We start from the raw sequence: 23036 nt of genomic DNA on the forward strand, positions 1-23036 counted from the left end.
TGTCCGCCGGGCAGGCCGGGAGTCGTATGGAATCCATGATGTAAAACGATGGGCGCAGCCCTTTCCGCGGACGGGGACGCCTTGCGGCGCAGCCCTTAGCCTCTCCGAAAACCACAGAAGCGTCAATCCGGGCTCGCCCCATTCCTTGACCCGCCAATTTATCATGATAAATTTTATGGTATGCGTCGGTACTCCCCTCGCCGGCGCCCGGCGAACAAGGACAACGACATGCAGACAACCGAGCAGGCGCTGACACAGCGCAAGAAGAAGTGGTACCGGACGGTACCCGACCCCATGGTCTTGATCTTCCTGATTCTGCTGGCCACCTATGCCCTCACCTTCGTGGTCCCGGCGGGTGAGTACGAGCGGGTCGAGCAGGATGGCCGAACCCGCGTGGTGCCGGAATCCTTCACCTACCTTCCCGATGTGGATGCCATCTCGCCGTTCGACATTTTCGTGGCGGTCCCTCGTGGCCTCAACGAGGCGTCGCTCTATCTGTTCATCGTGTTCATTGCCGGCGGCCTGTTCCATATCCTGCAGCGCACCGGCGCCCTGGAGAATGCGATTGGCGTGGCGGTGAACCGAGTCGGCGTCGAACGACGCAACATCATCATTACCGCTGGCACCTTCATCTACGGCTTCTTCGGGGTGGCCGTGGGCTTCGAGAACAATATCGCCCTGGTGCCCATCGCGGTGCTGATCGCCAGCGCCATTGGCTGCTCCAGCTTGGTCGGCACCACCATGGCCGTCGGCGGTATCGGTATCGGCTTTGCGCTTTCGCCGATCAATCCCTACACCGTGGGCGTGGCCCAAGGCATAGCCGAGCTGCCGACCTTCTCCGGTGCCTGGCTGCGCGCCCTGCTGGTGGTCTCTTCGCTGGCCCTGCTCTCGTTTTACATCTGCAAGTGGGTGGTCAAGATGGATTTCGAGGAGCCGGACAACGCCAAAGCCATGACCAAGTCCCTGGATGAGTACCAGTTGACCAAGCAAAACAAGATGACCTTGGCCGTGTTCATCTTGGGCCTGGCAGCGATGCTGGTAGGGGTTTTCACCCAAGGTTGGTATATCAATGAGATCGCCGGTATGTTCCTGTTGATTGCCATCGTGATCGGCATCGTCAATGGGCTCTCCGCCAATGAAATCGTCCGCCAGATGATGGAGGGTGCCTCCAAGGTGACGGCCGGGGCACTGGTGATCGGCCTGGCCGCCTCCATCCAGGTGATCCTCAACCAGGCCCAGATCATCGATACCATCGTTCACGGACTGAGCGGCCTGATTCAGGGGATTCCCGGCGCCATGTCGGCAATCATGGCCAGTGTGGTGCAGGGAGCGATCAATCTCTTCGTGCCTTCAGGCTCCGGACAGGCCCTGGTCACCATGCCCATCCTGATCCCGGTGGCCGATCTGGTGGGCATGAGCCGCCAGTTGATGATCACCGCCTTCCAGGTCGGCGACGGCCTGACCAACCTGATCGTGCCCACTTCCGGCGGCACCCTGGCCATGCTGGCCCTGGGGCGGGTCTCCTACGTGAAGTGGCTGAAGGCCATCCTGCCCTTCATGGCGCTGGTTTATATCCTGGCCTGGGTCGGCCTGGTCATCGGTCACTACGTCGGCTACTGAGTCACCTCATGACCCTGTCCCTCATCCACTTGCAGCCGGCGACCGGCACGGTCGCCGCGCTGACGGCCACCGGCGGCGTGGCGGTGGGCGGCTACGTGCATCACGCCTGGCGTGGCCTGGGTGCTTGCACAACCCAGGGGCTGGTCACGAATCCTTGGTACCCCGAGAGTATTCGCCAGGCACTGGGCCGGCACTGCACTGCCCAGGAAGCCCTGCAGGAGGTGATCCAGCAGGACAGCGGTGCGTCGCGCCGCCAGTGCCTGGTGATGGATGCCAGCGGTCAGGCCGCGGTGCACTCCGGCAGCGACAACGTCGCGGTGTTGAGCGCCGAGCTGCGCCCTACGGTGGCGGCGGCCGGCAACATGCTGGCCGATGAGCAGGTCGTGGCGAAACTACTGCAAAGCTTTCTGGCGCTGACCTGCACCAACCCCGACGAGGTATGGGCTCAGAATGCCACACCCCGCTACCGCGACGGCTACGAGGCACACATGCTGGAGACCTTGGTCGAGTCGCTGGACGTGGCTTTGCAGGTCGGCGGCGATGCCCGCGGCACCCGCTCGGCCGCCCTGCGCATCGAGTCCTTCGATACCGCCCCCATCGACCTGCGTGTGGACTGGGACGACGACCCCGCCGGTGCGCTACGAGCGTTGGCTCGTCGTGTGCGCGCTCCGGAGTTCTCCGCCTTCCTCGCCTCGCTGCCCACGAAATGATTTCAGGAGAGAAGCATGACCGATTCCACGACGCAGGCGACACTGGGCCGCCGACTGATGGCACGCCTGGACGAGGCCGCGCGCCACTCCCGGCCCGGCCCAGGCGTCACGCGCCTGTTCTGCTCCGACGAGCATCGTGCGGTACTGGAGCCGATTGCCGACTGGATGCGCCAGGCCGGGCTCACCCCGGAACTCGATGCATCCGGCAACCTGATGGGGCGAAATGCGCACGCCATGGCGGGCGAAAAGACACTGATATTGGGCTCCCATCAGGACACGGTCGCCGAGGGGGGCAAGTACGATGGCATGCTGGGCGTTGCCCTGCCGCTGCAAGCCCTGCAAGCCCTGAAGGAGACCGGCATCGAGTTGCCCTACGGGGTCGAGGTGGTGGCCTTCGGCGATGAGGAAGGCACGCGTTTCCAGTCGACCCTGATCGGCAGCCGCGCCCTGGCCGGCACCTTCGACCCCGCGAGCCTGGAAGCGCGCGACGCCGAGGGCATATCACTCAGCGAGGCCCTCGAGGCTTTCGGCGGCAACCCGCAAAAGATTCCTCATCTGGCGCGCAGGCCCGAGTCGGTCATCGGCTTCGTCGAGGTGCATATTGAGCAGGGGCCGGTGCTGGAACAGCGTGACCAGGCGGTGGGTGTCGTCACTGCGCTGACCGGGATCGAGCGTCATCGCCTGTGCGTGCGCGGCAGGGCCGGCCACGCCGGCACCACGCCCATGCCGGGCCGTCGCGACGCTTTGGTGGGCGCAGCCGAGATGGTGGTGGAAGCAGACAGGATACTGAACGCCACCCAGGACTTCGTTGGCGTGGTCGGTAAGCTGGAAGTCAGGCCCAACGCCGTTAACGTGATTCCCGCCGAGGTGAACTTCACGCTGGAGCTGCGCTCCCCCGACGCCGCAGTGCGCGAGCAGGGCCGCGAGGAAATCCTGGACGCCTGCCAGCGGCTTGCCCAGGTGCGTGGGCTCGAGCTGTCGAGCGAGCTCACCTACCAGGCCGAGGCGGTGGCATGCGCCGAATGGCTGATCGAAGCCCTGGAAAGCGCCTGCGAAGCATGTGGTGAGCCCGCCGAACGCATGTTCAGCGGTGCCGGCCACGACGGACTGGCCATGCACGACCTCACCGATATCGGCATGCTCTTCGTACGCTGCAAGGATGGCCTGAGCCACCACCCGGACGAAGCCATCAGCATCGAGGACGCCGACCGCGCGACCCGTGTGCTGATGCGCTTCCTCACCAATCTGGGATCGCAAGCTCGCAGCATAAGCTGACCTCAGGCAAGGCGCGGCATCAGTCGGTCAGGAAGCCGCGCCGAACCTGGGCCTCGTTGTCGTTCATTACCGCCTGTGCCGAAAGCATGTGTTCCCGCATGAGCTCACGGGCCAGGTCGGCATCGCCCGCTTCGATGGCATCCAGGAGCCGCGCATGATATTGGCAGCCGGTGGGACCGATCTGGTGATCCCCTGGCTCGTAGAGCCGGCGATAGACAGTCAGGTCGGAGAGCACCTGTACGGTGAAGCGGATGATGAACGACAGCAGCGGATTGCCCCCCGCCAGCTCGGCCAGCATCTCGTGGAAGTGCAGTGAGTCGATATGCTGCTGGCGCTCGGTCTCCATGTCGGGGGCCGGCGTGGCGTAGGTGTGCAGGCTTTCACGCAGGCGAGCCAGATCGTCGGCACCGACCTTGCCGGCCAGCGAAGCGGCGAGCTCGGGCTCCAGCGCCAGGCGGATCTGGTAGATGTCCCGAATCGAGATGTCCTGGAAATAGAAGTAGTGACTGAGCAGCGAGGTCGCCTTGGCCTCGCTCATCCGACAGACGAAAACGCCGCCCCCCGGGCCGGTACGCGTCACCACCAACCCCTGTGCTTCCAGCACTCGTGTGCTCTCGCGAATGGTGCCCTTGGATACGCCCAGGGTTTCCATCAGCTCAGCCTCGCCGGGCAGGCGATCGCCCGGCATCAACTGGCGCTCCACGATCCAGCCCTTGATGGTGTCCGCGACATGGTAGGGAAGGCGACGCGATGCAGAACCAGCCATTGCTTCTCTCGTGCAACACAGGGAAACCAAGGGTAAGCCATTCATCGGGAAGCGAACAGAGCACAGCCGATTCCGACTCTGCTCGGCGAGCCTTCGACCCGTTCGGCCCACCATGCCACAGCCGCGCCACTGATTGAGGTGCAGCGGCTTGGCTCACTCACCCTTCCTGCCTGGCTTCCTCCTTCTTCCGCTTCAGGCCGCGCCGTTCCAGCACCAGATAGACCAGGAAAGCCGCCGTCAGTGGCAGCAGGAAGTAGAGGGCCCGGTAGCCGATCAGCGCGGCGAGTATCTGGCTCGGGGCAACGTGGTGCTGCAGCAGGGCAAGGAACACCGCTTCCAGCACGCCGAGGCCGGCTGGGATGTGGGTGACGACCCCGGCGATCGAGCTGATCAGCAGAATGCCGAGAATGCTGGGGAAGAACAGCCCTTGCGGTAGCAGCAGGTAGATCAGCGCCGACATCAACGACCAGTTCGCCGCACCCAGGGCAGCCTGCATCAGCGCCAGCCGGAGCGGCGGAAGAACGATCTCATGGCCGCGCACGTGCCATGCGCGCCGCTTGGAGAAGCGACAGGCAGCCAGGTAAGCGAAGGAGACCGCCAGCAGCCCGAAGCCGATGAACTGCAAGCCGGTGGCACCGATTTCCCAGTTCTGCGGCAGCGAGAGCAGGCGAAAAGAGAAGACGATACCAGCGAGAATCATGTAGCCCAGCCAATTGGCGATCAGGCTGATGCTGAGGATGCGGGTGACGGTACCCACGCCGAGGCCCAGGCGGGTATAGAGCCGATAGCGCATGGCCAGGCCGCCCACCCAGGCCCCCAGGTTGAGATTGAACGAGTAGCATACGAAGGCAACCAGCAGAACGCGCCCGGCCGACAGTCCATGGCCGGTGTACTTCTTGCCCAGCAGGTCGTAGCTGCAGAAGGCGGTATAGCTGGCCGCGGTAATGCCCACCCCGGCGACCAGCATCAGCGGGCTGTAGCCTCGCAGGGTCGCGATGACTTCGGGCCAGTCGACGTTGCGGGCCAGCGAAAACAGCAGCACCGCAACCAGTACGAAGAAGACCAGCGTGACGCCACGCTTCAACCAGCGTCGCCAGGTCCGGGACGGTTTGAGCCTTTCGGTGGCGGGAACTTTCATGTCGTTACCTCGCTGGCCTCAACGCAGAGCCCGCTTCTTCGGTCGCTCTTTCGGGGTCAACGGCTCGAGCCTGGGAGAATGGCCAGGGCTCCAACCCGCACTGAGAGGGAAGTGGCGCAGGAAATGGAAACTCACGAACATCAGCGGCGCCCGCCACCAGCGCCCCTTTTCCGCGGCTTCGGGCGTGATCATGCGGCAGCTGTTCTCGATCAGCTCGGTCAAGTGTTCATGGATCTGCCGATTGAGTCCCGTATCGCGGATGAACAGGTTGGCTTCGAGGTTCAGCGACAGGCTGAGCGGGTCGAGATTGCTCGACCCCACAGTCGCCCAGTCGTCATCGGCGATGGCGATCTTGCCATGCAGGGGGTGTTCCTTGTACTCGTAGATACGTATGCCGTCCTTGAGCAGGTAGCTGTACAACGAGCTGGAGAACATCCTCGCCCAAGGCATGTCGGGGCGGCCCTGGAGAATCAGGGTTACCTCCACCCCCCGCCGGGCGGCGTTTCGCAGTTCCCGCCAGAGGTGGTAGCTGGGAAAGAAATAGGCGTTGGCGATCAGCAGTCGCGACCTTGCCGTTCGAATCGCTTCCAGGTAGTGATCTTCGATATCGGTGCGATGCAGATGGTTGTCGCGAACGGCCAAGCGCATGGCGGCCTGCCCGACGGGTGAGGTATCGCCGAGGCGCTGCGGCAACCCCTCTACCGCCTGGTGCTCCAACAGCAGTGTCGTGGCGGCGCGGCGGATGTCCTCGACGACCGGCCCGCGCACGCGTATGCCATAGTCCTGTTTGCCCATGGCGTACTTCTCGGGCAGGTGGTCCCAGCCGAAATTGATCCCGCTGATGTAGGCCACCTCTCCGTCGATCACAATGATCTTGCGATGCAGGCGGCGAAACAGGTTGGTACGCACGCCCAGGCGGCGAGGGCGAGGATCGTAGATATGCATGTTCACGCCGGCGTCGGTCAGCTCGGCGATATAGTCACTGCTCAGGTCCGCCGTGCCGTAGCCGTCCACTGTGACGTCGATGCGCACCTCTCGGGCAGCGGCTTCGAGTAGGGCCTCTTTCAGCCCTTGGCCGACCTCGTCATCGAAAATGATGAACGTCTCGATCAGTATTTCACGCCGCGCCGAGCGAATCGCCTCGAACACATCAGGGAAGTACTGGCTTCCATTGATCAACAGTTCGGCTTGATTGCCTTCCTTCCATTGGAAATTCACAGGCCTATCTCTGCAATGAGTGGAACATGATCGGAGAGATGCGACCATGGCTTGCGATAAAGGGCTCTTGGGTTTCGGCACGAGGCGCGACGGACGTATATCCGGTCCAGACACAACAGCGGCCAACGCGCCGGGAACGTTCTCGCCGGGCGCCCCTGGCAATCCATGAACGCTTCGCGCAGCCCGCAGTCGGCGAGCACGCCGTCGGCTTTCAGACTCCAGTCGTTGAAGTCTCCCGCAACGATGACCGTTTCCTCGTCGGGTAGAGAATCCAGCAGTTCGCACAGCAGCTGCAACTGCTGCAGGCGATGCTTGTGGCGCAGCCCAAGATGGACGCAAATCGCATGCACCGCGGGCTGTCCGGGAACCGCCAATTGACAGTGCAGAAGCCCTCGTCTTTCGGTGCCATGGATGGAGACATCCCTGTTCTCGTACTCAAGAATCGGGTAACGGGACAGCAGGGCGTTGCCATGGTCGCCGTCGGGGTAGACGGCGTTGCGGCCGTAGGCGAAGTCGGGCCACATGGTATCGGCCAGGTACTCGTACTGCGGCACGCCCGGCCAGTCCCGGTAGCGAAGGGAGTGCTTCTTGTGTTCGCCGTGTACCTCCTGCAGAAACACCATATCGGCCGATAAGGTGGTCACGGCATCGCGCAGCTCCGGCAGGATATGACGACGATTGAACACATTGAAGCCCTTGTGCACGTTGATCGTCATGACCTGCAGCGACTTCACCGGCGCTGCCTGTTGTACCTCCCGTTGCGGCGTCCTGTCCGTCACGCTCACTACCGGCATCCTTTTCCCGCTGATTGACATGGCACTTCCAGCCATTCGCTCGGAGAAAGCTTAGCAGTAGAAGCCGCGACAGGCGCAAGTCCGTCAGGCCCCTTCACTGCGGCTTGCTCTTGTCCGGATTTGCTGCTGGGATACGAGCCGGCGCACGACGAAGGAGTGAGCGAGTGAAGCCCGAGGACCTGGAAAAGCTGGTCACCCGCAGAATGCCGTTCGGCAAGTACGAAGGCCGGCTGATCGCCGACCTGCCGGGGCCCTACCTCAACTGGTTCGCCCGGGAGGGCTTTCCGCCCGGCGAGATCGGCGAACTGCTGCACCTGATGCATGAGATCGATCACAATGGCCTTGGCTCGCTGCTCGATCCGCTGCGCCAAGGCGAGGAGCGTGACTAGCGCCTACCTCGGGCGGCCAGCGCGCGCTGGAACTCCTCGTGATACGCCTCGGCATGCCGGGAGGGGTCGACGGGGAAACGATCCAATGCCACGGCCAGCTCGAAGAAACCTGGCGCCGGCAGGTTGCCTCGCCTGCTTACCACCAATGCGGCGATAAAGGGGCGGCCCTGCTCGGCATCCTCGCGCATCAGTGCTTCGAGCGCCTGGGCCACCTGCTGGATGGTACGCGGCGGCGTGAGCCCCAGCGCTTCGGCGAGCTGCTGGTAGGTCATCGGCAGCGAGTCCGTAGGGGCGGCTTCGAGCAGTTGGCGGGCCTGGCGTGCGTTAATCCCGCACACGCTGCTCGACCCTCTCCGTATCGAAGGCAAGCCTCCCGGCTATTGCCGCCATGGCTTCGAATGGCGTTTCGTAGCTCCAGGCGACGTCGCGGAGACTTTCGCCATTGAGGACGACCGCGAAATAGCTGGCATCGCCCTTGAAGGGGCAGTGCGTGACGGTATCGGTGCGCTCGAGACGCTCCATGGCCACGTCCTCCCGCGGCAGGTACAGCCGGGGAGGATAGCCGGTTTCGCGCAGCTCGATGGCATTGCGGGTATCGGCGAGCAATACGTCGCCGGCCCGGACCTGGACCTGCCGGTCATGCGAGTGCAGCGAGATGCGGCCTTTGGGATCGTGATTCGGGTCGTTAGGAGACGCTGTCATGGGTCACCTCGTTACGGGCCGCCTCTGCCGCCCGTGGCGCTATACACGTGGCCGGTAGCGTAGCTGGACTCCTGCGAGGCGAGCAGCACGTAGAGGCCGGAGAGTTCCACCGGTTGGCCGGGGCGCCCCATCGGCGTTTCCTCGCCGAAGGTGGTCACGTTTTCCTGGGGCTGGCCGCCGCTCGGCTGGAGCGGGGTCCAGAACGGACCGGGAGCCACGGCGTTCACCCTGATGCCCTGGTCGGCGACCTGCTTGGCCAGGCATTTGGTGAAGTTGACGATCGCCGCCTTGGTCATCGAGTAGTCGAGCAGAATTTCGGGTGGATCGTAGGCCACCACCGAGGCGGTGTTGATGATCGAGGCGCCCGCCTCGAGGTGCGGCATGGCGGCCTGGGTGATCCACAGCATGGCGTAGAGGTTGGTCTTCATGGTGGCATCGAAGTCCTCGGTGCTGATGTCCGTGATCGAGGACCTCCACTGCTGCCGGGCGGCATTGTTGACCAGGATGTCGAGCCCGCCGAGCTGCTCCACTGCCGATTCGACCAGCTCGCGACAGAAGGGCTCCTCGCGGATGTCGCCGGGAATGGCCACGGCCGTGCGTCCTTCCGCTTCTATCAGCTCGATCACTTCGCGGGCGTCCGACTCCTCCGCTTCCAGATAATTGATCGCCACGTCGGCACCTTCGCGGGCATAGGCGATCGCCGCGGCCCGACCTATGCCCGAGTCGCCGCCGGTGATCAACGCCTTGCGCCCCGTCAGCCGGCCGCTGCCCAGGTAGCTCTCTTCGCCGTGGTCGGGGCGCGGCTCCATCTCGCTGGCCAGCCCCGGCCACTCCTGCGGCTGCTCGGGAAACGGCGGCTTGGGATACTGCTCGGTGGGGTCCTGCTTCTGCAGCAGGAGCAGGGATCCGTTCCCGGCGCTGGCTGCGGCGCCCTGCCCTTCGGTCTGTGAAGTGGACGGGGACGACTGCTGACCAAGTGCCGGCCCGGCCACCGCCGCGGCGGCCGCTCCCGAGGCCAGGCCACCGACGATCTGCCGGCGAGTGGGGTCGAAAGCTTGATCGGATGGCATTGCGACACCTCCCTGTCGTGCGGCTGCGATGACTTCTCACTAAGACCCTAGCCCGAGCCGACAGGAATACAATCCACGGGAGGTAACCGTATGTTGCTCAGGAAGCGGCTCGTCGCCTGAGCGCCCCCACGCCGGTCACTACCGCCAGTATCACGGCCCCCGCCAGAGCACCCAGGCCGGCATTCAGCGCCGTCTCGCTGAGCGGCCCGAGGATCGTACCGACACTGGGCAGATCGGCCGCGACGTGGGCCAGGGCCTCGACCCCGTGGTGAACGACTGGCAGCCCGTGGGCCAGGATGCCGCCGCCGACCATGAACATGGCCGCGGTACCGATCACCGAGAGCGACTTCATCAGGTAGGGTGCCATGCGCACGATGGCGCCCCCCGCCGCCCGGGCCGGCGCAGCACGCTGGCGGCTGAGCAAGAGCCCGAGGTCGTCGAGCTTGACGATGCCGGCCACCACGCCGTAGACGCCGACGGTCATGATCAGCCCGATGCCCACCAGCACCGCGACCTGCTGCATGAAGGGCACTCCGGCCACGCTGCCCAGGGTGATGGCGATGATCTCCGCCGATAGGATGAAATCGGTGCGCACCGCCCCCTTGATCTTGTCGCGCTCCAGCGCCACCACATCGGCGTTCGGGTCGGAGAGGGTCTGCACGAGCCGTTCGTGGGCCTGCTCGGTGTCGGCCTTGCTATGCGTGAAGGCGTGAAAGAGCTTCTCGGCGCCCTCGTAGCAGAGGAAAGCGCCCCCCAGCATCAGCAGCGGTGTCACGGCCCAAGGAGCGATGGCGCTGATCAGCAGCGCCGCAGGCACCAGAATCGCCTTGTTGCGCAGCGATCCCTTGGCCACCGCCCACACCACCGGCAGTTCACGATCGGCCTTCACCCCGCTCACCTGCTGGGCGTTCAGGGCCAGGTCGTCGCCGAGCACCCCGGCGGTCTTCTTGACTGCCATCTTGGTCATCAACGAGACGTCATCGAGGATGGTGGCGATATCGTCGATCAGCGTGAGTAGGCTTGCTCCGGCCACAGTCTGTCGTCCTGTTTATTGAAGGGACGTGTCATTGAGGGGACGTGGCGACAGTATCGCCAACTGCCTCTCGCTACGAGCACCCGCGCGCCCGGTGCGGTAGGCAGGCGATGTTGTCTTTGCTCAGGAAGGGTGCCGCTGCTGCCGACCCTCTTCCTGGCACTTGCCGTCGAGACGCCCCTCTGGCTTGGCCGAACCTTGGTGTGTCAGGCGTTCCGCCTGGTCGAGCCGCGGGTGGTTGTCGAGGAACTCGCGATACGGGTCCGGCAGGGCGTCCAGCGCCTGGAGAGTGTATTTGAGCACGTGGATGGCGGCCAGCACGTCTTGGGTGTTGCCGGTCTCGGAGATGGTGTGCATGTTGCGGATGGGGAACCCGATGGAGGTCGCGGCACAGTCGATGGCGGCCAGCACGCCGGCCATCCCATCGGTACCGGTATCGGCACCGACGATGTCGCGTTGCATCGGGATGCCTTGCTCCCTGGCGCAGGCTTCGACGAGGCGGTTGAGCTGCTCGCTGGCAATCGCGCCCACCGACATGGTGAAACCCTTGCCCATCTCCAGCGGCTGCATGCGCCGCTCGCCGATGCCGGGTGCGGCCACGTAGTCGTGATTCACGTCTACGCCGATCACTACGTCGGGCTCGAGCTCACCGGCCAGCACCCGGCTGCCGAAGCGGCCGATCTCCTCGTAGCTGGCGATGGCGAACAGTACCCGCACCTTCTCGGTACCACCGGCCTCGGCGATCAGCCGTGCCACTTCGGCGGTGACGAAACAGCCCAGGCCGTTGTCCAGGTAGGCACCGTAGAAGGTGTCTGGGCTGAAGCCGTGACGAATGGGGCGGTCGAAGATGATCGAATCGCCGGGTCGCACGCCGAGGTTGAGCACCTGCTGCTTCTTGTTCTCGCCGTGGATCTGCAAGTCGAGATAGATCTGCTCCTTCTTGATGCCTTTGCTGCCTTCGCGCTGGGCCGCGTCGGAGAAGTGAATGGCACCCAGCGCCTCCACGGTACCGCCCTGGATGATGCGGTAGCGGCCCGGCCGCTTCGGGTCCTCGCTGAACAGCTTGACCTCGTGACCCACCAGTACGTTGGGCAGGAAGGCATCGGTATTGATCCAGATCTTGCCGTCGTCGCCGATGCTGCGCACCTGCATGCGGATCTTGTCGGCGTGGCCGATGAGCATCACTTTGAACAGGTCGTCGCGGCCCGGATGGGTATCCCACACCACGCCGGCATGGCCCTTGTACTGGTGCATGTGCCAGCCCTCGGGAGCGAAGCTCTCGAAATGGGGCTTGAGCACGCCGTACGTCATCGCCCCCTCCAGCCCCACGGGGCTGGGAGCATCCAGAATGCGCTGCATCAGGGTGAATTGCGTCTGCGGCATGGGCTCGGTCCAAGGCTTGTGCATCTCGCTCATGTGGTTTCCTTTCTCGACGGTTCAGGATACGTTTCAGCGTAGTTTGCCAGATGTCGTGCGGCATGGCCCGGCAGCGCCGGTCGCGACAAGGGGCAACGTTACCGTCTTTTTCAGGACTCATGAAAAAGGCAAGGCCTGGTGGCCTTGCCTTCGCGATTACCAGCGGCGTTGCCACGTCGAATGGGAAGGTCTAGCGCTCCACCGCCTCCGACAGGGTCATGTCGCCGTCCACCTCGCTGTAGCGGTCCTCGTCGTAATCGGCGGCCAGATTATCGAGCTCATCCTTACCGATGATGTCCTGCAATACCAGTTGCTCGCCCTCGAACTGCATGTCGCTCAGCGGTAGGGCAACATCGGAGCCGCCGAAGATCCAGAAGCCGCCCACCGAGACGACGGCATGCAGATCGCCGGCATCGTTGTGTCGCAGCACGTTTTCGACTTTGCCGAGCGTCTCGTCTTCGGCATTGACGATAGTCTTGCCCTCGAGTTCGCTGACCTGCATGGAAGCGATCGATGAATCGAGCGCTGCACCTCCCGGCGCCATCTCCTCGAAGCCTGCCGCGGTGTCATTCCCAGCGCTCTGGCCCGCCTGCTCGTCGGCGGCGGCCTGCTCCGCATCGGGCTCGGTTGAAGTGGCCTGCTCACCCGGGTCGGTCTGCATCTCCACGTCATCGCTGGCTCCCTGGGCTCCCCCGGTGGCCTGATCGTCGCCGGTCTCGGCCTGGTCGCCGCTGGCGCCTTCGCCGTCGCGCGCTTCCTGGTAGTCTTCGGCATCGGTACCTTGGTCGGGCAGTTCCTCTTCGCTTACCGAGACATCGGCCTGCTCGCCCTGCTGCTCGTCGTCGGTCGCCGCACTCTGCTCTTCCTCAGGTCGTTCAGTCTCCTCCTGGGTCTGCTGGGTCTCGGCGGCCTGTTCCTCGCCCACAGCGGCATCGTCGCTGAGCTCGGTCTCGTTGTCCTGGGCCAGGGCGCCGCCGGCGAGCCCGGCGGAAATAGCACCGATGGCGATAGCCAGTAATGTCCTTTTCATGACACTTTCCTCCTTGTCCGATTTCATGAGCCTAGGCAGCACCAATCACAACCGGCCAGAACATAACGAGTCGAAACGTTAACGAAGCGAAACTGACGTCACGGCCAGGCGATAGGCGACATCGGCCCTACGGCCGTTTTTCTCGCCAACGGTATGCAAGCCCAAGCTCACGACTCGGGATGAACATAACCGCGCCACCCCTGGCCGGTGCCGAGATGAGTGGCCTCGCCGATCGCATCCGGCCGATGCGTCGAGACGGATGCTCGCCCCTGCTGGGTGCCCAAGTGGGTGGCCACCATGTGCTGCGGCGCCTCCTGACGAGCCGGAATCGTCGTACCACGCGGCGCCGGCAGGCGAATCTCCCTCTCGCGAGCGTGCCTACGCGAGCCGGAGCGCAGTTGAGAAGCGACCAACCAACCCAGGCCGAAACTGGTCATCAGGACAGGCATGGGTTGCTCGCGAATCGAACGGCATAGTCCGTCGATAAAGCTGACCGCTGCCCCATCTCTTCTGGGCATATACTGCAATAAATCTTGCTTGAGCTGTGTCGGCGACAGTCTGCTTTCGAGCTCATGCAGAGTGTCGTTGAGATGGGCGCGGGACTGACGAATATCGGCCTCGAGTTCGTCTACCCGGCGTTGCTGATAACGGCTCATGTTCACGCCTCCTTGGCTTCACCGTTGTAGTGATCTCCCTAACATCAAAGCTGGCCCCGGAGGCTGCCATCGTCAAGTCACAGCCGTGCCTGGCAATATGCCAGCACCTTAGGCGACCACTCCCTCGAGTGCCTGTTCGATGGCTTCGCCGCTGGCAGGACGAACTAGCCGAGCCACCTCTTCACCGTCCTGGAGAAATACCAGCGTGGGCCACAGCTTGATGCGGAAAGCCCGTCCCAGACGCCGCCCCGGTCCGTCCTCGACCTTGAGATGATGCACGTCGTGGCGACGCGCCAGGGCCCGCTCGAGCCCAGGCTGGGCTATCTGGCAGTAGCCGCACCAGGGGGTGCCGAACTCGAGCACGGTGACTCCCGCCAGGGAGCGTACCTCCTCGAGGCTTGGCGCCGATGCCATGTACTCGACCTGCATGGTCATGCTACTTCCTCCTTGGTGAGCCTTGAGGGAACGATAGCAGCCACCTGCACCGCGAGATGTTGCAAAATGCATCTCCGGATGCGGCAGGCCGGTGCCTACATGGATATGCTAGGGGTATCGTTCTAATGCTAACGGGGTAAGCCATGTCCGCTCTGAATCGTCAACGCCGCCAGCGCGGCGGGCGGTGGCCGACACGCATCGTCGGGTTCAGCGTGCTGTTGCTGGTATTGGCCGCGTTGCTGCTGGCCGGTGCCGGCCCCGCCTACCGGCTGGACCTGCTGGCGCTGGGTGGCGCCTTCAACATGCTGCGTTTAGGCGGCCTGATGGGCCTGGGCGCTATCGCGGTCGCCGTGCTGGCACTGCTGGTGGCGCTGCTGTGTCGTCGCAAGGGCGTCGTCTGGATGTCATTGTTCACGACTGCCGCCACCGTGGCATTGTTGGCGATACCCTGGATGTACTGGCAGCGCGCCCAATCGGCGCCGCCGATCCACGACATCACCACCGACCTGGAGGATCCCCCGGAATTCGTGGCCCTGGCCCCCGCTCGCGAGGCCGCCCCCAACGCCGTCGACTACCCCGGCGAATCGTTCGCACGCCGTCAGCGCGAGGCCTATCCCGACATTCAATCGCGTCATTTTCCCCTGCCCCTGGCGACGGTGCGCGCCGCCGCCGAAGCTGCCGTGCTGGACATGGGCTGGGAGATCGCCGACATCAACATCGACGCCGTGGATACCATCGAAGCCACTGCGACGACCACCTGGTTCGGTTTCACCGATGACGTGGTGGTCCGCTTGACCCAGGAACCCGATGGCATTCGGGTCGACGTACGCTCGGCCTCGCGCTTGGGGCGCGGTGACGCGGGCGCCAATGCGCAACGCATTCGCGACTATTTCGAAGCGCTGCAACAGCGCACCGGCTAAGGCTCGTGCTAATGGCTTCGCCTTGCTGGCCGTCACTTCGCCAACTATGTTGAAGCCGCTGACGGATCGGTATTGATCCGCCGCCAGGGATGTTTATGGAGGCGAGGGTGAGCCAGGCAGAAACGGATCAGCAACATGAGCCTCACAATCTCGAGCAGATGCTCGATCGCTTCGAGCTAGCCGAGCGGGACGAAAAAACCGACCAAGTCACGCTCGGTGACGTTCTATATGAGGTGGGTCGCCGCTCCTTTGCCCCCTTGCTCCTGGTACCCGGCATTATCACCCTGCTTCCCATCGTTGGCGATATTCCCGGCGTTCCCACCCTGATGGCGCTGTTGGTCTTGCTGGTTGCCGTACAGCTTCTGTTTCGAGCGCACCACTTCTGGATCCCCAAGTTCCTGTTGAATCGATCCGTCTCCAAGCACAAGCTCGACAAGGCGGTCAATTGGAGCCGACGGCCCGCTCGCTTTCTGGACAAGTTTCTCAAGCCGAGACTGGCGTTCCTGACACATGGGCCGGGCATCGTCGCCGTTGCCCTTGCCTGCATCGCCATTGCCCTGGCCATGCCGCCCATGGAGGTGGTGCCTTTTACTGCCAATGGCGCCGGCCTGGCACTCACCCTATTCGGTCTTTCCCTCATGGCACATGACGGCCTGCTGGCGGCGGTGGCATTTGTCATGACATTCGCCACACTGCTCTTCGTCTACCTGGGGCTTTTCTAGCCTTGGGCCAGGAGCCTGCGCAGATCGCTCAGCACGTCCTCTCTCTCGTCGTCCTGGCGGATGAGCAGCTGCGCTTCCCCGTTGCGGTCGAAGGCGAAGATCGCGCTGGGGTGAGAGACCATGTAGTGCCCTTCGCTATCCTTCTCGCCATAGCCGTAGGTCACACGATAGCGGCGCGTTAGCGCATCCAACTGCTCTTCGCTGCCGGTGAGGCCGACGAACTCGGGTCCGAAATTGGCGGTGTACTCGCGCAGCGTCTCGGGGTCGTCACGGGCCGGGTCCACCGAGACGAACAGCACCTGCAGGTCGTCGCGCGCTTCTTCGTCCAGCTCGCCCATGATCGAGTCGAGATGCGCCATGGTCGCCGGGCAGACGTCGTGGCAGTGGGTAAACCCGAAGAAGAGCAGCGTCGCATCGCCGCGAAAGGTCTGCGCATCGACCCTCTCCCCCGATTCGCCCGTGAGCTGGAACTCCAGCGGCGGCATGAGGCCGGAAATATCCTTGGTCTGCCAGCCGGGATCGGAGCAGCCGGACAACAGCGCACCGAGCGAGAGCAATCCTGCCATGAGCCCCCTCTTCGGCAGAAGGCTCGCAGGGAAGCGTGAATGGCACCGCCTCGCCGGGGCGTTGGTGTCGTTCATCGATCTCATGGCTGTGGCACCCTCCGTTCATGTTCTGTTTCGCCCCCGTCCACATCGCCCTTCTCAGAGAGGATGTAGCGAATCACGATCAGTACGCCGATCACGCTCATCATCGATGCGGGTATCCAGGTGATCAAGCCACCGAGCTGCTGGTCGGTCAGTGGTGCGATCGGCCAGGCGCGACCGCAGACGGCATAGACATCGAACAGAACGCTCTCGCTGAAGGTCAGGTAGGCGCCCAGCAATATCTGGGGCGGAATCACCACCAGCAGCGCCAGGATACGCATGCCGTACCCCAGACCACCCTGCTGCGGCGTGCGTGGATCGAGCACCAGCCACCAGAACAGCAGGCCATCCAGCAGCATGCTCCAGTTCATGATCTGGTAGAGCTTGCGGCTCAGCATGGCATCGAAGTGGACCTCGGGAATGAGCCAGAAATAGATCAACCCGACGAACAGCAACGGGGCAATGATGGGATGTTGCAACAGGCGGTACGGAGGGCGCATGACTCGTCCCGCCGCGGTTCGCCCCGGCAGCTGCCGAAGACGACTCGGCATGCCGGCCGCCAGAACCGGCAGCGGCGCGGCCAGGGCGATCAGGAACGGCGCAGCGTGATGCAGGACCAGATGCTGGGCACGATGGGTGAAGAACATGTACTGCGATAGGTAGTCGTAGTGGGTCTGCGTGACCGCATAGATCGCGCCGACGCCCAGCAGGAAGACGAACGGGCGCCAGTAGCCCACCACCTGACCTTGATGTCGTTGCCGCTGCATGCCGCGCAGATACAAGCCCACCGCCACCAGGCAGAAAATGACCCAAGAGGGTGCAAACTCCCAGGGCAACAGGTAGCCGGCGACTCGCTCAAACTCGAGCATTATCCTTCCTTTACCGAGGCGGCATGTCTCCGCCTGATAGCTTGACCCTCAAGCATAGCGAACTTGGCCGACCATGTAATACCGGGGCGGCGCATCCGGGTAGTACGAGCGGAGGTCGAGCCGAAGAAAGGTAACGACTGCTGCAAGAAACGTAAGAAACCGTGACTATTCGCGGCTGCGCCGAGCAGGAAGCGCCGACCTGTACTAGGTTGAAGCCGAAACACGTCAACGAGCCGACTCAGGCCCAGGACCGGGTCTGGCGAGGCATTCTCGTGCATCACCGGGAAGCCGAGCCGTATAGTGCACGGTACGACGCGCTTACCGAACTCTGCATGGAATGCGCCGCGGCCAACGCTTCGCGCACGCACGTTGCAATGGATTGTTAACGCGATGTCCCTCAGCCAGCACGTTCGGACAACAGGACTGCTCGGGGCCGCCACCCCGTTATTGACCGCCTGCGAAGGCCCCCAGTCGGTCCTCGATCCCGCGGGTTCGGCAGCCGAGCTGATCGCCAGGCTGTGGTGGCCGACGCTATTCGTCGCCACCCTCGTCACGTTGCTGGTGCTGACGCTGCTGACGGTGGCCGTATTTCGCGCCCACCGCAAGCAAGCTGCACTGCCGCTGAACGCTCGTCAGAGCCGTAACCTGGTGATCGCCGGCGGCATCATTCTGCCGCTGGCGGCAACGATTCCCTTCGCGCTATCGAGCTTTTCCATCGGGCGCACGATCGACGCCCCGCTCCCCGACGATGCCATGACCGTGGAGGTCGTCGGTAAGCAGTGGTGGTGGGAAGTCCACTACCTGGACGAGGCGGGCGACCGCATCGCCACGACCGCCAACGAGATACACATCCCCACGGACGAACCGGTCCGCTTCCTGCTCAAGTCGGACAACGTCATTCACAGCTTCTGGGTGCCCAACCTGCAGGGCAAGACGGACATGATGCCGGGGCGTACGAATGTCACTTCGGTGACGGCGGACGAACCTGGGGTCTATCGCGGCCAGTGCGCGGAATACTGCGGCACGCAGCATGCGCTGATGGCCTTCCTGCTCGTGGCCGAGGAGCCGGAACGATTCGATGCCTGGCTGGAGGGCCAGCGCCAGCCGGCGGCGATGCCGGAAACGGAGACCCAGGTACGCGGGCACGACGTATTCTTCGAGGCCGGATGCGCCGGATGCCACACGATCCGCGGCACATCGGCCTCCGGCGATCTAGGCCCCGACCTGACTCATCTTGCCAGTCGGCGCACGCTGGCCAGCGCCACGGTGCCCAACCGTATCGGACACCTCGGCGGCTGGATCACCGACCCGCAGCACGTCAAGCCGGGTAGCAGGATGCCGCCGAGCGAATTGACGCCGGAGGAGCTCAAGACATTGCTCGGCTACCTGGAGAGCCTGGAATGACGCTGGAGAAACCCGCCAACCCTCGCGATGTGACCGACTCACAGGAGGAAACCGCGCGCCTGGAGCGCACCTGGCACTCGCCCGGCGGGTTGCTTGGCTGGTTCACCCACGTCAACCAGCGCATGATCGGCAAGCGCTTCATCATCACCGCCTTCATCTTCTTCCTGCTGGCGGGGATTCTCGGCATCCTGATTCGCCTGCAACTGGCCGGCCCCGAGCAGCAGTTGCTCGGGCCGGAGCTCTACAACCAGTTCTTCACCATGCATGGCACGGTGATGATGTTCTTCTTCGCCATTCCGGTGATGGAGGGCTTCGCCATCTACTTCGTGCCGCTGATGGTCGGCACGCGTGACATGGCCTTTCCCCGGCTCAACGCCTTCGGCTATTACGTCTATCTGATTGGCGGGATCGTACTGTTCGGCTCGCTGCTGCTGAGCATGGCGCCCAATGCGGGCTGGTTCAACTACGTTCCGCTGTCGAGCAAGCTTTACTCGCCCGGCTACGGCGTCGACGTCTGGACGACCATGATCACTTTCATCGAGGTCTCGGCACTGACCGCGGCGGTGGAGCTGATCGTCACCACACTGAGAATGCGCGCACCGGGCATGTCGCTGAATCGCATGCCGCTGTTCGTCTGGGCGGCACTGGTGATGTCGTTCATGATCGTCTTCGCCATGCCGGCGGTGATCGTCAGCAGTACGCTGCTGATCCTCGACCGGCTGGTCGAGACTCAATTCTTCATTGTCGAGGGCGGTGGCGAACCGCTGCTGTGGCAACACCTGTTCTGGTATTTCGGCCATCCCGAGGTGTATATCATCCTGGTGCCGGCGCTGGGCATGATCTCGACCATCATCATCACCTTCACCCGGCGCCCGATCTACGGCTACACGGCCCTGGTACTGTCGGTGGTGGCCATCGGCTTCGTCAGCTTCGGTCTGTGGGTGCACCACATGTTCACTACAGGCCTGCCCCAGCTCGGCATGAGCTTTTTTACCGCTGCCAGCGCCACCATCGCCATCCCCAGCGGGGTGCAGATCTTCTGCTGGATCGCCTCGCTGTGGGGTGCCAAGATCCGCTTCGCTACGCCGATGCTGTGGGTACTGGGGTTCTTCGCGATCTTCGTCATTGGGGGGCTGACCGGCGTCATGGTAGCCTCCATTCCCTTCGATACCCAGGTGCACGATACCTTCTTCCTGGTCGCGCACTTCCACTACGTGCTGATCGGCGGGGCGGTCTTCCCGCTGATCGGCGCGACCTATTACTGGTGGCCCAAGATCACCGGTCGCATGATGAGCGAAGCGGCCGGCAAATGGAGCTTCTGGCTGGCCTTCATCGGTTTCAACGTGACCTTCTTCCCCATGCACCAGCTGGGGCTCGAAGGCATGCCACGGCGCATCTACACCTACGTCGAGGAGATGGGCTGGGGCGATCTCAACCTGCTGGCGACGATCGGCTCCCTGGTGCTGGCGACAGGCTTCGGCGTCACCCTGATCAATGCCATCTGGAGCGTGTTTCGCGGCCAGCGGGCCGAGCCGAATCCCTGGGGTGCGCCTACCCTGGAGTGGGCGGCGGACTCACCGCCGGCCTCCTATAATTTCCGCCATATCCCCGTGGTACACAGCCGCTGGCCGCTATGGGACTGGGAGAGGGATCGCGAACGCGCGGTCGTCACCGGCCTGCGCAACGACCGCCGCGAGGTGGTGCTCACCAGTATTCTGGATGCCAAGCCCGTGGGGGTGCAGGTGCTTCCCGCACCGACCATCTGGCCGTTCGTCTCGGCGGTGGCCGCCTCGATGGGTTTCATCGGCATCATCTTCCATCCGATCTTCTTCGCGATCGCCTTCTTCCTGGTGGCATTCACCCTGGTGGCCTGGTTCTGGCCACGCCGACCCTGGAGGAACGATTGATGAAAGTCGTGCAGGGTATCGATGTCTCGGACATGGCCCGTTTCAATCCCGATCAGCGCGCCCCTCTGTGGTGGGGCATTCTCGGCCTGATCACGATCGAATCCGCGGTGGTGCTGACCTTCTGTGTCAGCTACATGTACCTGGCGGCTTACGCCGAAGCCTGGCCGCCGAGCGGTGAGTCGGCCCCGCCCATGCTGTGGCCGAGCATCAACCTAGGACTGTTGATGCTGAGTAGCCTCACCATGTTCCTCGCGGGGCAGGCCATCAACCGAGGCAATCAACGGGGCTTGGCCATCGGCGTCACCGCAAGCGTACTGCTGGCATCAACGGTGCTGGTGCTGCGCTCGCTGGAGCTCATGGCCTACGAGTTCAGCTGGAAGGACCATGCCTACGGCTCGATCGTCTGGACCATCTCCGGCTTTCACTACGTTCACGTGACATCGATCGTCTTCGGCAGTGCGGTGGTGGCCATCCTCGCCTGGCGCGGCTATTTCACCCAACAACGGCAGATCGGCGTCGTGGTGGATACCAATTACTGGTATTTCGTCTGCTTCGCCTGGATTCCCTTTTATCTACTCTTATATTGGGGGCCTCGCGTTTATGGCCAGTGAGTCGAATGGCGGCGTGCTGCTGCATCCCCTGGTGCTGTGGTCTGGCTGGGTGATCGGTCCCGGCGCCTGGGCGCTGCATCTGCTGGGCAGTTACCTGCTGGTATCCAGAGCCTGCGAAAACGGCTCCATGTGGTTGCTGCACGGCACGACCTTGGTCACCTTGTTGCTCAGCCTGGCTGGCGCCGCGGTGGCCTGGCGACAGTGGGGGCGCGCCGGGCGGAGCTGGCCGGGCTCCGGCGACGGCGAGGCGGGGCGCATACGTTTCATGGCCGTCATGGGCCTGCTCATCAGCGCCCTGTCCGCGCTGCTGATCGTGGCCGAAGGCATTCCCAACTTTTTCCTGGATCCGTGCCTATGACAGCGAGAACCGTATGCCTTCTGCTGCTAGCGCCACTCCTTGCTACCGGTTGCAGCAGTGACGAAGCCGAACCGCCCCCGGGCGATACGCAAAAGGGCCGGGCGGCGATTCGCGAATACGGCTGCGGCAGCTGTCATGTCATTCCCGGCATTTCGGGAGCCGACGGACACACGGGACCGTCGCTCGAGCGCATCGCCAAGCGCGTCTACCTGGCGGGGGTACTGCCCAACACACCCGATGACATGGCGCGCTGGATTCGCGAGCCGGAAACGGTCGACCCGCGCACGGCCATGCCGAACATGGGCGTCAGCGAAAGTGACGCACGAGACATCACAGCCTACCTGTACACACTGAAATGAATAACCAGGATCGCCAAGATTCAGTCCAGAAGATCCGCAAACGGATCGAGATACATGTCGGCATCGCCATTGCGGCACTGGTCGTCGCCATGGGGGTAGGCGCGGCCGGCTTCGTCTATTGGGGCGCCTACAATGTCTCGGCGCTGCAGCAGCATACCGAGCCCGTCTTCACCATACTCAACCTGGCGCTGGACCGCTCCATACGCCAGCGAGCCGAAGAGGTCGAGCCTCCGCCGCTGACGCCGGAAATGGCCGAGCAGGGCCGGCTTATCTACCAGAACAAGTGCGTGCAATGCCATGGCGCGCCCGGGGTGGGCCGCGACGATGTGGGCAAGGGCATGACGCCGGTGCCGCCCAACCTGGCGCATACGGCAAAAACCAAGAACGCCGACGAGATCTTCTGGCCCATCAAGCACGGCATCAAGATGACCGGCATGCCGAGCTGGCAGTTCACGTTCACCGACGAGCAGATCTGGAACCTCACGGCTTTCATCATGCGCCTGCCCGAACTCAGCCCCGCCGAGTACCAGGAACTGGTGGCCAACGATAGCGTCGAGGAGAGCACCGACAGGAACGACGTCAGCGCTTCCGCGCCAGCACGGGACACCGCTTTGCCCGACCCCGAGCGCGGCAAGATGGCCATGTACGGCTATGCCTGTATCGCCTGTCATCGCATCCCGGGCACGGTGGGACCGCATTCCGACGTCGGCCCGCCGCTCAAGGGCATCGGCGAGCGCCGCTATATCGCCGGAGTATTGGCCAATAACCCTGAGAACATGGTCCGCTGGCTGCGCCACCCCACCGAGGTGGACCCACTCACCGCCATGCCGGACCTGGACGTGACGGAACAGGACGCGCGGGACATGGCGGCCTATCTCGAAACGCTGAGGTAGTCCGAAACGCTGGAGTTCGAAGCACAGGAAAAATGCCGGGTAGCTACGCAGCATGATTCCCGGCCAGGCGGAATCGCCCGGCCGGGACCGCTTG

At 63.7% G+C, this 23036-nt stretch carries 26 protein-coding genes; 12 read left to right on the plus strand and 14 right to left on the minus strand.

The features are described 5' to 3' along the window. Positions 1-228: 228 nt before the first annotated feature. From HBJ55_RS09605 to HBJ55_RS09615, 3 genes are read left to right on the plus strand one after another with little or no spacing between them, the layout of a single operon-like run. Complete coding sequence (locus HBJ55_RS09605) at positions 229-1620, plus strand: YfcC family protein (RefSeq protein ID WP_167113459.1); 1392 nt, start codon at positions 229-231, stop codon at positions 1618-1620. 8 nt (positions 1621-1628) lie between these two features. Beyond that, positions 1629-2330, plus strand: a complete 702-nt coding sequence (locus tag HBJ55_RS09610; RefSeq protein ID WP_167113461.1) for a DUF1028 domain-containing protein — start codon at positions 1629-1631, stop codon at positions 2328-2330. 15 nt (positions 2331-2345) lie between these two features. Continuing rightward, positions 2346-3605, plus strand: a complete 1260-nt coding sequence (locus HBJ55_RS09615) for an allantoate amidohydrolase (RefSeq protein ID WP_167113463.1) — start codon at positions 2346-2348, stop codon at positions 3603-3605. Between the two features lie 19 nt (positions 3606-3624). Here HBJ55_RS09615 and HBJ55_RS09620 read toward each other — a convergent pair whose 3' ends face one another. The 4 genes from HBJ55_RS09620 to HBJ55_RS09635 form a co-directional block, all read right to left on the minus strand. Further along, entirely contained in the window at positions 3625-4371 is a 747-nt protein-coding gene (locus HBJ55_RS09620) for a FadR/GntR family transcriptional regulator (RefSeq protein ID WP_167113465.1), read from the minus strand. Positions 4372-4528: 157 nt separating this feature from the next. Further along, a complete protein-coding gene (locus tag HBJ55_RS09625; RefSeq protein WP_167113467.1) occupies positions 4529-5509 on the minus strand; it encodes a lysylphosphatidylglycerol synthase domain-containing protein in 981 nt (326 codons plus the stop codon). A gap of 18 nt (positions 5510-5527) precedes the next feature. Next, on the minus strand, positions 5528-6727 hold the full coding sequence (clsB, locus tag HBJ55_RS09630; RefSeq protein ID WP_167113469.1) for a cardiolipin synthase ClsB: 1200 nt from the start codon (positions 6725-6727) through the stop codon (positions 5528-5530). Then, on the minus strand, positions 6724-7512 hold the full coding sequence (locus HBJ55_RS09635; RefSeq protein ID WP_422674181.1) for an endonuclease/exonuclease/phosphatase family protein: 789 nt from the start codon (positions 7510-7512) through the stop codon (positions 6724-6726). The genes clsB and HBJ55_RS09635 overlap by 4 nt, the downstream gene beginning before the upstream one ends. A gap of 173 nt (positions 7513-7685) precedes the next feature. Between HBJ55_RS09635 and HBJ55_RS09640 the strand changes: the two genes are divergently transcribed. Beyond that, complete coding sequence (locus HBJ55_RS09640; protein WP_167113473.1) at positions 7686-7910, plus strand: putative quorum-sensing-regulated virulence factor; 225 nt, start codon at positions 7686-7688, stop codon at positions 7908-7910. Here HBJ55_RS09640 and HBJ55_RS09645 read toward each other — a convergent pair. The 8 genes from HBJ55_RS09645 to HBJ55_RS09680 all read right to left on the minus strand — a co-directional run bounded on the left by HBJ55_RS09645 (position 7907) and on the right by HBJ55_RS09680 (position 14252). After that, positions 7907-8248, minus strand: a complete 342-nt coding sequence (locus tag HBJ55_RS09645; RefSeq protein WP_338071994.1) for a hypothetical protein — start codon at positions 8246-8248, stop codon at positions 7907-7909. The genes HBJ55_RS09640 and HBJ55_RS09645 overlap by 4 nt on opposite strands. After that, a complete protein-coding gene (locus HBJ55_RS09650; RefSeq protein ID WP_167113475.1) occupies positions 8235-8612 on the minus strand; it encodes a DUF427 domain-containing protein in 378 nt (125 codons plus the stop codon). The genes HBJ55_RS09645 and HBJ55_RS09650 overlap by 14 nt, the downstream gene beginning before the upstream one ends. A gap of 11 nt (positions 8613-8623) precedes the next feature. After that, on the minus strand, positions 8624-9682 hold the full coding sequence (locus HBJ55_RS09655; RefSeq protein WP_277345630.1) for an SDR family oxidoreductase: 1059 nt from the start codon (positions 9680-9682) through the stop codon (positions 8624-8626). Between the two features lie 97 nt (positions 9683-9779). Further along, positions 9780-10715, minus strand: a complete 936-nt coding sequence (locus tag HBJ55_RS09660) for a DUF808 family protein (RefSeq protein ID WP_167113477.1) — start codon at positions 10713-10715, stop codon at positions 9780-9782. 123 nt (positions 10716-10838) lie between these two features. Further along, the gene (locus tag HBJ55_RS09665) at positions 10839-12131 is read right to left on the minus strand and encodes a M20/M25/M40 family metallo-hydrolase (RefSeq protein ID WP_167113479.1); all 1293 of its coding nucleotides are present in this window, start codon (positions 12129-12131) and stop codon (positions 10839-10841) included. 190 nt (positions 12132-12321) lie between these two features. Continuing rightward, complete coding sequence (locus HBJ55_RS09670; protein ID WP_167113481.1) at positions 12322-13161, minus strand: PRC-barrel domain-containing protein; 840 nt, start codon at positions 13159-13161, stop codon at positions 12322-12324. Between the two features lie 167 nt (positions 13162-13328). Next, positions 13329-13817 (minus strand): DUF3618 domain-containing protein, encoded by a 489-nt coding sequence (locus tag HBJ55_RS09675; RefSeq protein ID WP_167113483.1) that lies wholly within the window; start codon positions 13815-13817, stop codon positions 13329-13331. A 108-nt stretch (positions 13818-13925) separates the two neighbouring features. Continuing rightward, positions 13926-14252, minus strand: a complete 327-nt coding sequence (locus HBJ55_RS09680; protein ID WP_206022436.1) for a thioredoxin family protein — start codon at positions 14250-14252, stop codon at positions 13926-13928. 143 nt (positions 14253-14395) lie between these two features. Here HBJ55_RS09680 and HBJ55_RS09685 point away from each other — a divergent pair, with 143 nt between their 5' ends. Together HBJ55_RS09685 and HBJ55_RS09690 are read left to right on the plus strand one after the other, a co-directional pair. Next, positions 14396-15172, plus strand: a complete 777-nt coding sequence (locus HBJ55_RS09685) for a DUF1499 domain-containing protein (RefSeq protein ID WP_167113485.1) — start codon at positions 14396-14398, stop codon at positions 15170-15172. Between the two features lie 107 nt (positions 15173-15279). Next, positions 15280-15894 carry an exopolysaccharide biosynthesis protein gene (locus tag HBJ55_RS09690; RefSeq protein ID WP_338071995.1) on the plus strand — a complete coding sequence of 205 codons (615 nt, stop codon included), beginning with the start codon at positions 15280-15282 and terminating at the stop codon, positions 15892-15894. On the opposite strand, the gene HBJ55_RS09695 is transcribed toward HBJ55_RS09690, so the two are convergent. Together HBJ55_RS09695 and HBJ55_RS09700 are read right to left on the minus strand one after the other, a co-directional pair. Next, positions 15891-16460 carry an SCO family protein gene (locus tag HBJ55_RS09695; protein ID WP_167113489.1) on the minus strand — a complete coding sequence of 190 codons (570 nt, stop codon included), beginning with the start codon at positions 16458-16460 and terminating at the stop codon, positions 15891-15893. The two genes, HBJ55_RS09690 and HBJ55_RS09695, sit on opposite strands and share 4 nt — an antisense overlap. An 80-nt stretch (positions 16461-16540) precedes the next feature. Continuing rightward, positions 16541-17410, minus strand: a complete 870-nt coding sequence (locus HBJ55_RS09700; RefSeq protein WP_167113490.1) for a cytochrome c oxidase assembly protein — start codon at positions 17408-17410, stop codon at positions 16541-16543. Between the two features lie 390 nt (positions 17411-17800). Here HBJ55_RS09700 and coxB point away from each other — a divergent pair, with 390 nt between their 5' ends. From coxB to HBJ55_RS09730, 6 genes are read left to right on the plus strand one after another with little or no spacing between them, the layout of a single operon-like run. Next, positions 17801-18814, plus strand: a complete 1014-nt coding sequence (gene coxB / locus HBJ55_RS09705; RefSeq protein ID WP_167113492.1) for a cytochrome c oxidase subunit II — start codon at positions 17801-17803, stop codon at positions 18812-18814. Beyond that, on the plus strand, positions 18811-20721 hold the full coding sequence (ctaD, locus tag HBJ55_RS09710; protein WP_167113494.1) for a cytochrome c oxidase subunit I: 1911 nt from the start codon (positions 18811-18813) through the stop codon (positions 20719-20721). The genes coxB and ctaD overlap by 4 nt, the downstream gene beginning before the upstream one ends. Further along, positions 20721-21332: a cytochrome c oxidase subunit 3 gene (locus tag HBJ55_RS09715; protein ID WP_167113496.1), complete on the plus strand. Its 612-nt coding sequence runs from the start codon at positions 20721-20723 to the stop codon at positions 21330-21332. The genes ctaD and HBJ55_RS09715 overlap by 1 nt, the downstream gene beginning before the upstream one ends. Continuing rightward, the gene (locus HBJ55_RS09720) at positions 21322-21690 is read left to right on the plus strand and encodes a hypothetical protein (RefSeq protein ID WP_167113498.1); all 369 of its coding nucleotides are present in this window, start codon (positions 21322-21324) and stop codon (positions 21688-21690) included. Before HBJ55_RS09715 ends, HBJ55_RS09720 begins: the two co-directional genes overlap by 11 nt. Continuing rightward, a complete protein-coding gene (locus HBJ55_RS09725) occupies positions 21687-22049 on the plus strand; it encodes a c-type cytochrome (protein ID WP_167113500.1) in 363 nt (120 codons plus the stop codon). The genes HBJ55_RS09720 and HBJ55_RS09725 overlap by 4 nt, the downstream gene beginning before the upstream one ends. Further along, the gene (locus tag HBJ55_RS09730; RefSeq protein ID WP_167113502.1) at positions 22046-22942 is read left to right on the plus strand and encodes a c-type cytochrome; all 897 of its coding nucleotides are present in this window, start codon (positions 22046-22048) and stop codon (positions 22940-22942) included. Before HBJ55_RS09725 ends, HBJ55_RS09730 begins: the two co-directional genes overlap by 4 nt. Positions 22943-23036: the final 94 nt, after the last annotated feature.

Origin of the sequence: Billgrantia bachuensis (assembly GCF_011742165.1) — a bacterium.
Lineage (GTDB): Bacteria > Pseudomonadota > Gammaproteobacteria > Pseudomonadales > Halomonadaceae > Halomonas > Halomonas bachuensis.

Coding starts and splice junctions, on each gene's coding strand:
- HBJ55_RS09670 (WP_167113481.1), bottom strand. CDS start 13,161: ATGAAAAGGACATTACTGGCTATCGCCATCGGTGCTATTTCCGCCGGG.
- HBJ55_RS09665 (WP_167113479.1), bottom strand. CDS start 12,131: ATGAGCGAGATGCACAAGCCTTGGACCGAGCCCATGCCGCAGACGCAA.
- HBJ55_RS09675 (WP_167113483.1), bottom strand. CDS start 13,817: ATGAGCCGTTATCAGCAACGCCGGGTAGACGAACTCGAGGCCGATATT.
- HBJ55_RS09730 (WP_167113502.1), top strand. CDS start 22,046: ATGAATAACCAGGATCGCCAAGATTCAGTCCAGAAGATCCGCAAACGG.
- HBJ55_RS09615 (WP_167113463.1), top strand. CDS start 2,346: ATGACCGATTCCACGACGCAGGCGACACTGGGCCGCCGACTGATGGCA.
- HBJ55_RS09725 (WP_167113500.1), top strand. CDS start 21,687: ATGACAGCGAGAACCGTATGCCTTCTGCTGCTAGCGCCACTCCTTGCT.
- HBJ55_RS09685 (WP_167113485.1), top strand. CDS start 14,396: ATGTCCGCTCTGAATCGTCAACGCCGCCAGCGCGGCGGGCGGTGGCCG.
- HBJ55_RS09720 (WP_167113498.1), top strand. CDS start 21,322: ATGGCCAGTGAGTCGAATGGCGGCGTGCTGCTGCATCCCCTGGTGCTG.
- HBJ55_RS09625 (WP_167113467.1), bottom strand. CDS start 5,509: ATGAAAGTTCCCGCCACCGAAAGGCTCAAACCGTCCCGGACCTGGCGA.
- HBJ55_RS09680 (WP_206022436.1), bottom strand. CDS start 14,252: ATGACCATGCAGGTCGAGTACATGGCATCGGCGCCAAGCCTCGAGGAG.
- HBJ55_RS09655 (WP_277345630.1), bottom strand. CDS start 9,682: ATGCCATCCGATCAAGCTTTCGACCCCACTCGCCGGCAGATCGTCGGT.
- HBJ55_RS09620 (WP_167113465.1), bottom strand. CDS start 4,371: ATGGCTGGTTCTGCATCGCGTCGCCTTCCCTACCATGTCGCGGACACC.
- ctaD (WP_167113494.1), top strand. CDS start 18,811: ATGACGCTGGAGAAACCCGCCAACCCTCGCGATGTGACCGACTCACAG.
- HBJ55_RS09650 (WP_167113475.1), bottom strand. CDS start 8,612: ATGACAGCGTCTCCTAACGACCCGAATCACGATCCCAAAGGCCGCATC.
- coxB (WP_167113492.1), top strand. CDS start 17,801: ATGTCCCTCAGCCAGCACGTTCGGACAACAGGACTGCTCGGGGCCGCC.
- HBJ55_RS09700 (WP_167113490.1), bottom strand. CDS start 17,410: ATGCTCGAGTTTGAGCGAGTCGCCGGCTACCTGTTGCCCTGGGAGTTT.
- HBJ55_RS09610 (WP_167113461.1), top strand. CDS start 1,629: ATGACCCTGTCCCTCATCCACTTGCAGCCGGCGACCGGCACGGTCGCC.
- HBJ55_RS09715 (WP_167113496.1), top strand. CDS start 20,721: ATGAAAGTCGTGCAGGGTATCGATGTCTCGGACATGGCCCGTTTCAAT.
- HBJ55_RS09605 (WP_167113459.1), top strand. CDS start 229: ATGCAGACAACCGAGCAGGCGCTGACACAGCGCAAGAAGAAGTGGTAC.
- HBJ55_RS09695 (WP_167113489.1), bottom strand. CDS start 16,460: ATGGCAGGATTGCTCTCGCTCGGTGCGCTGTTGTCCGGCTGCTCCGAT.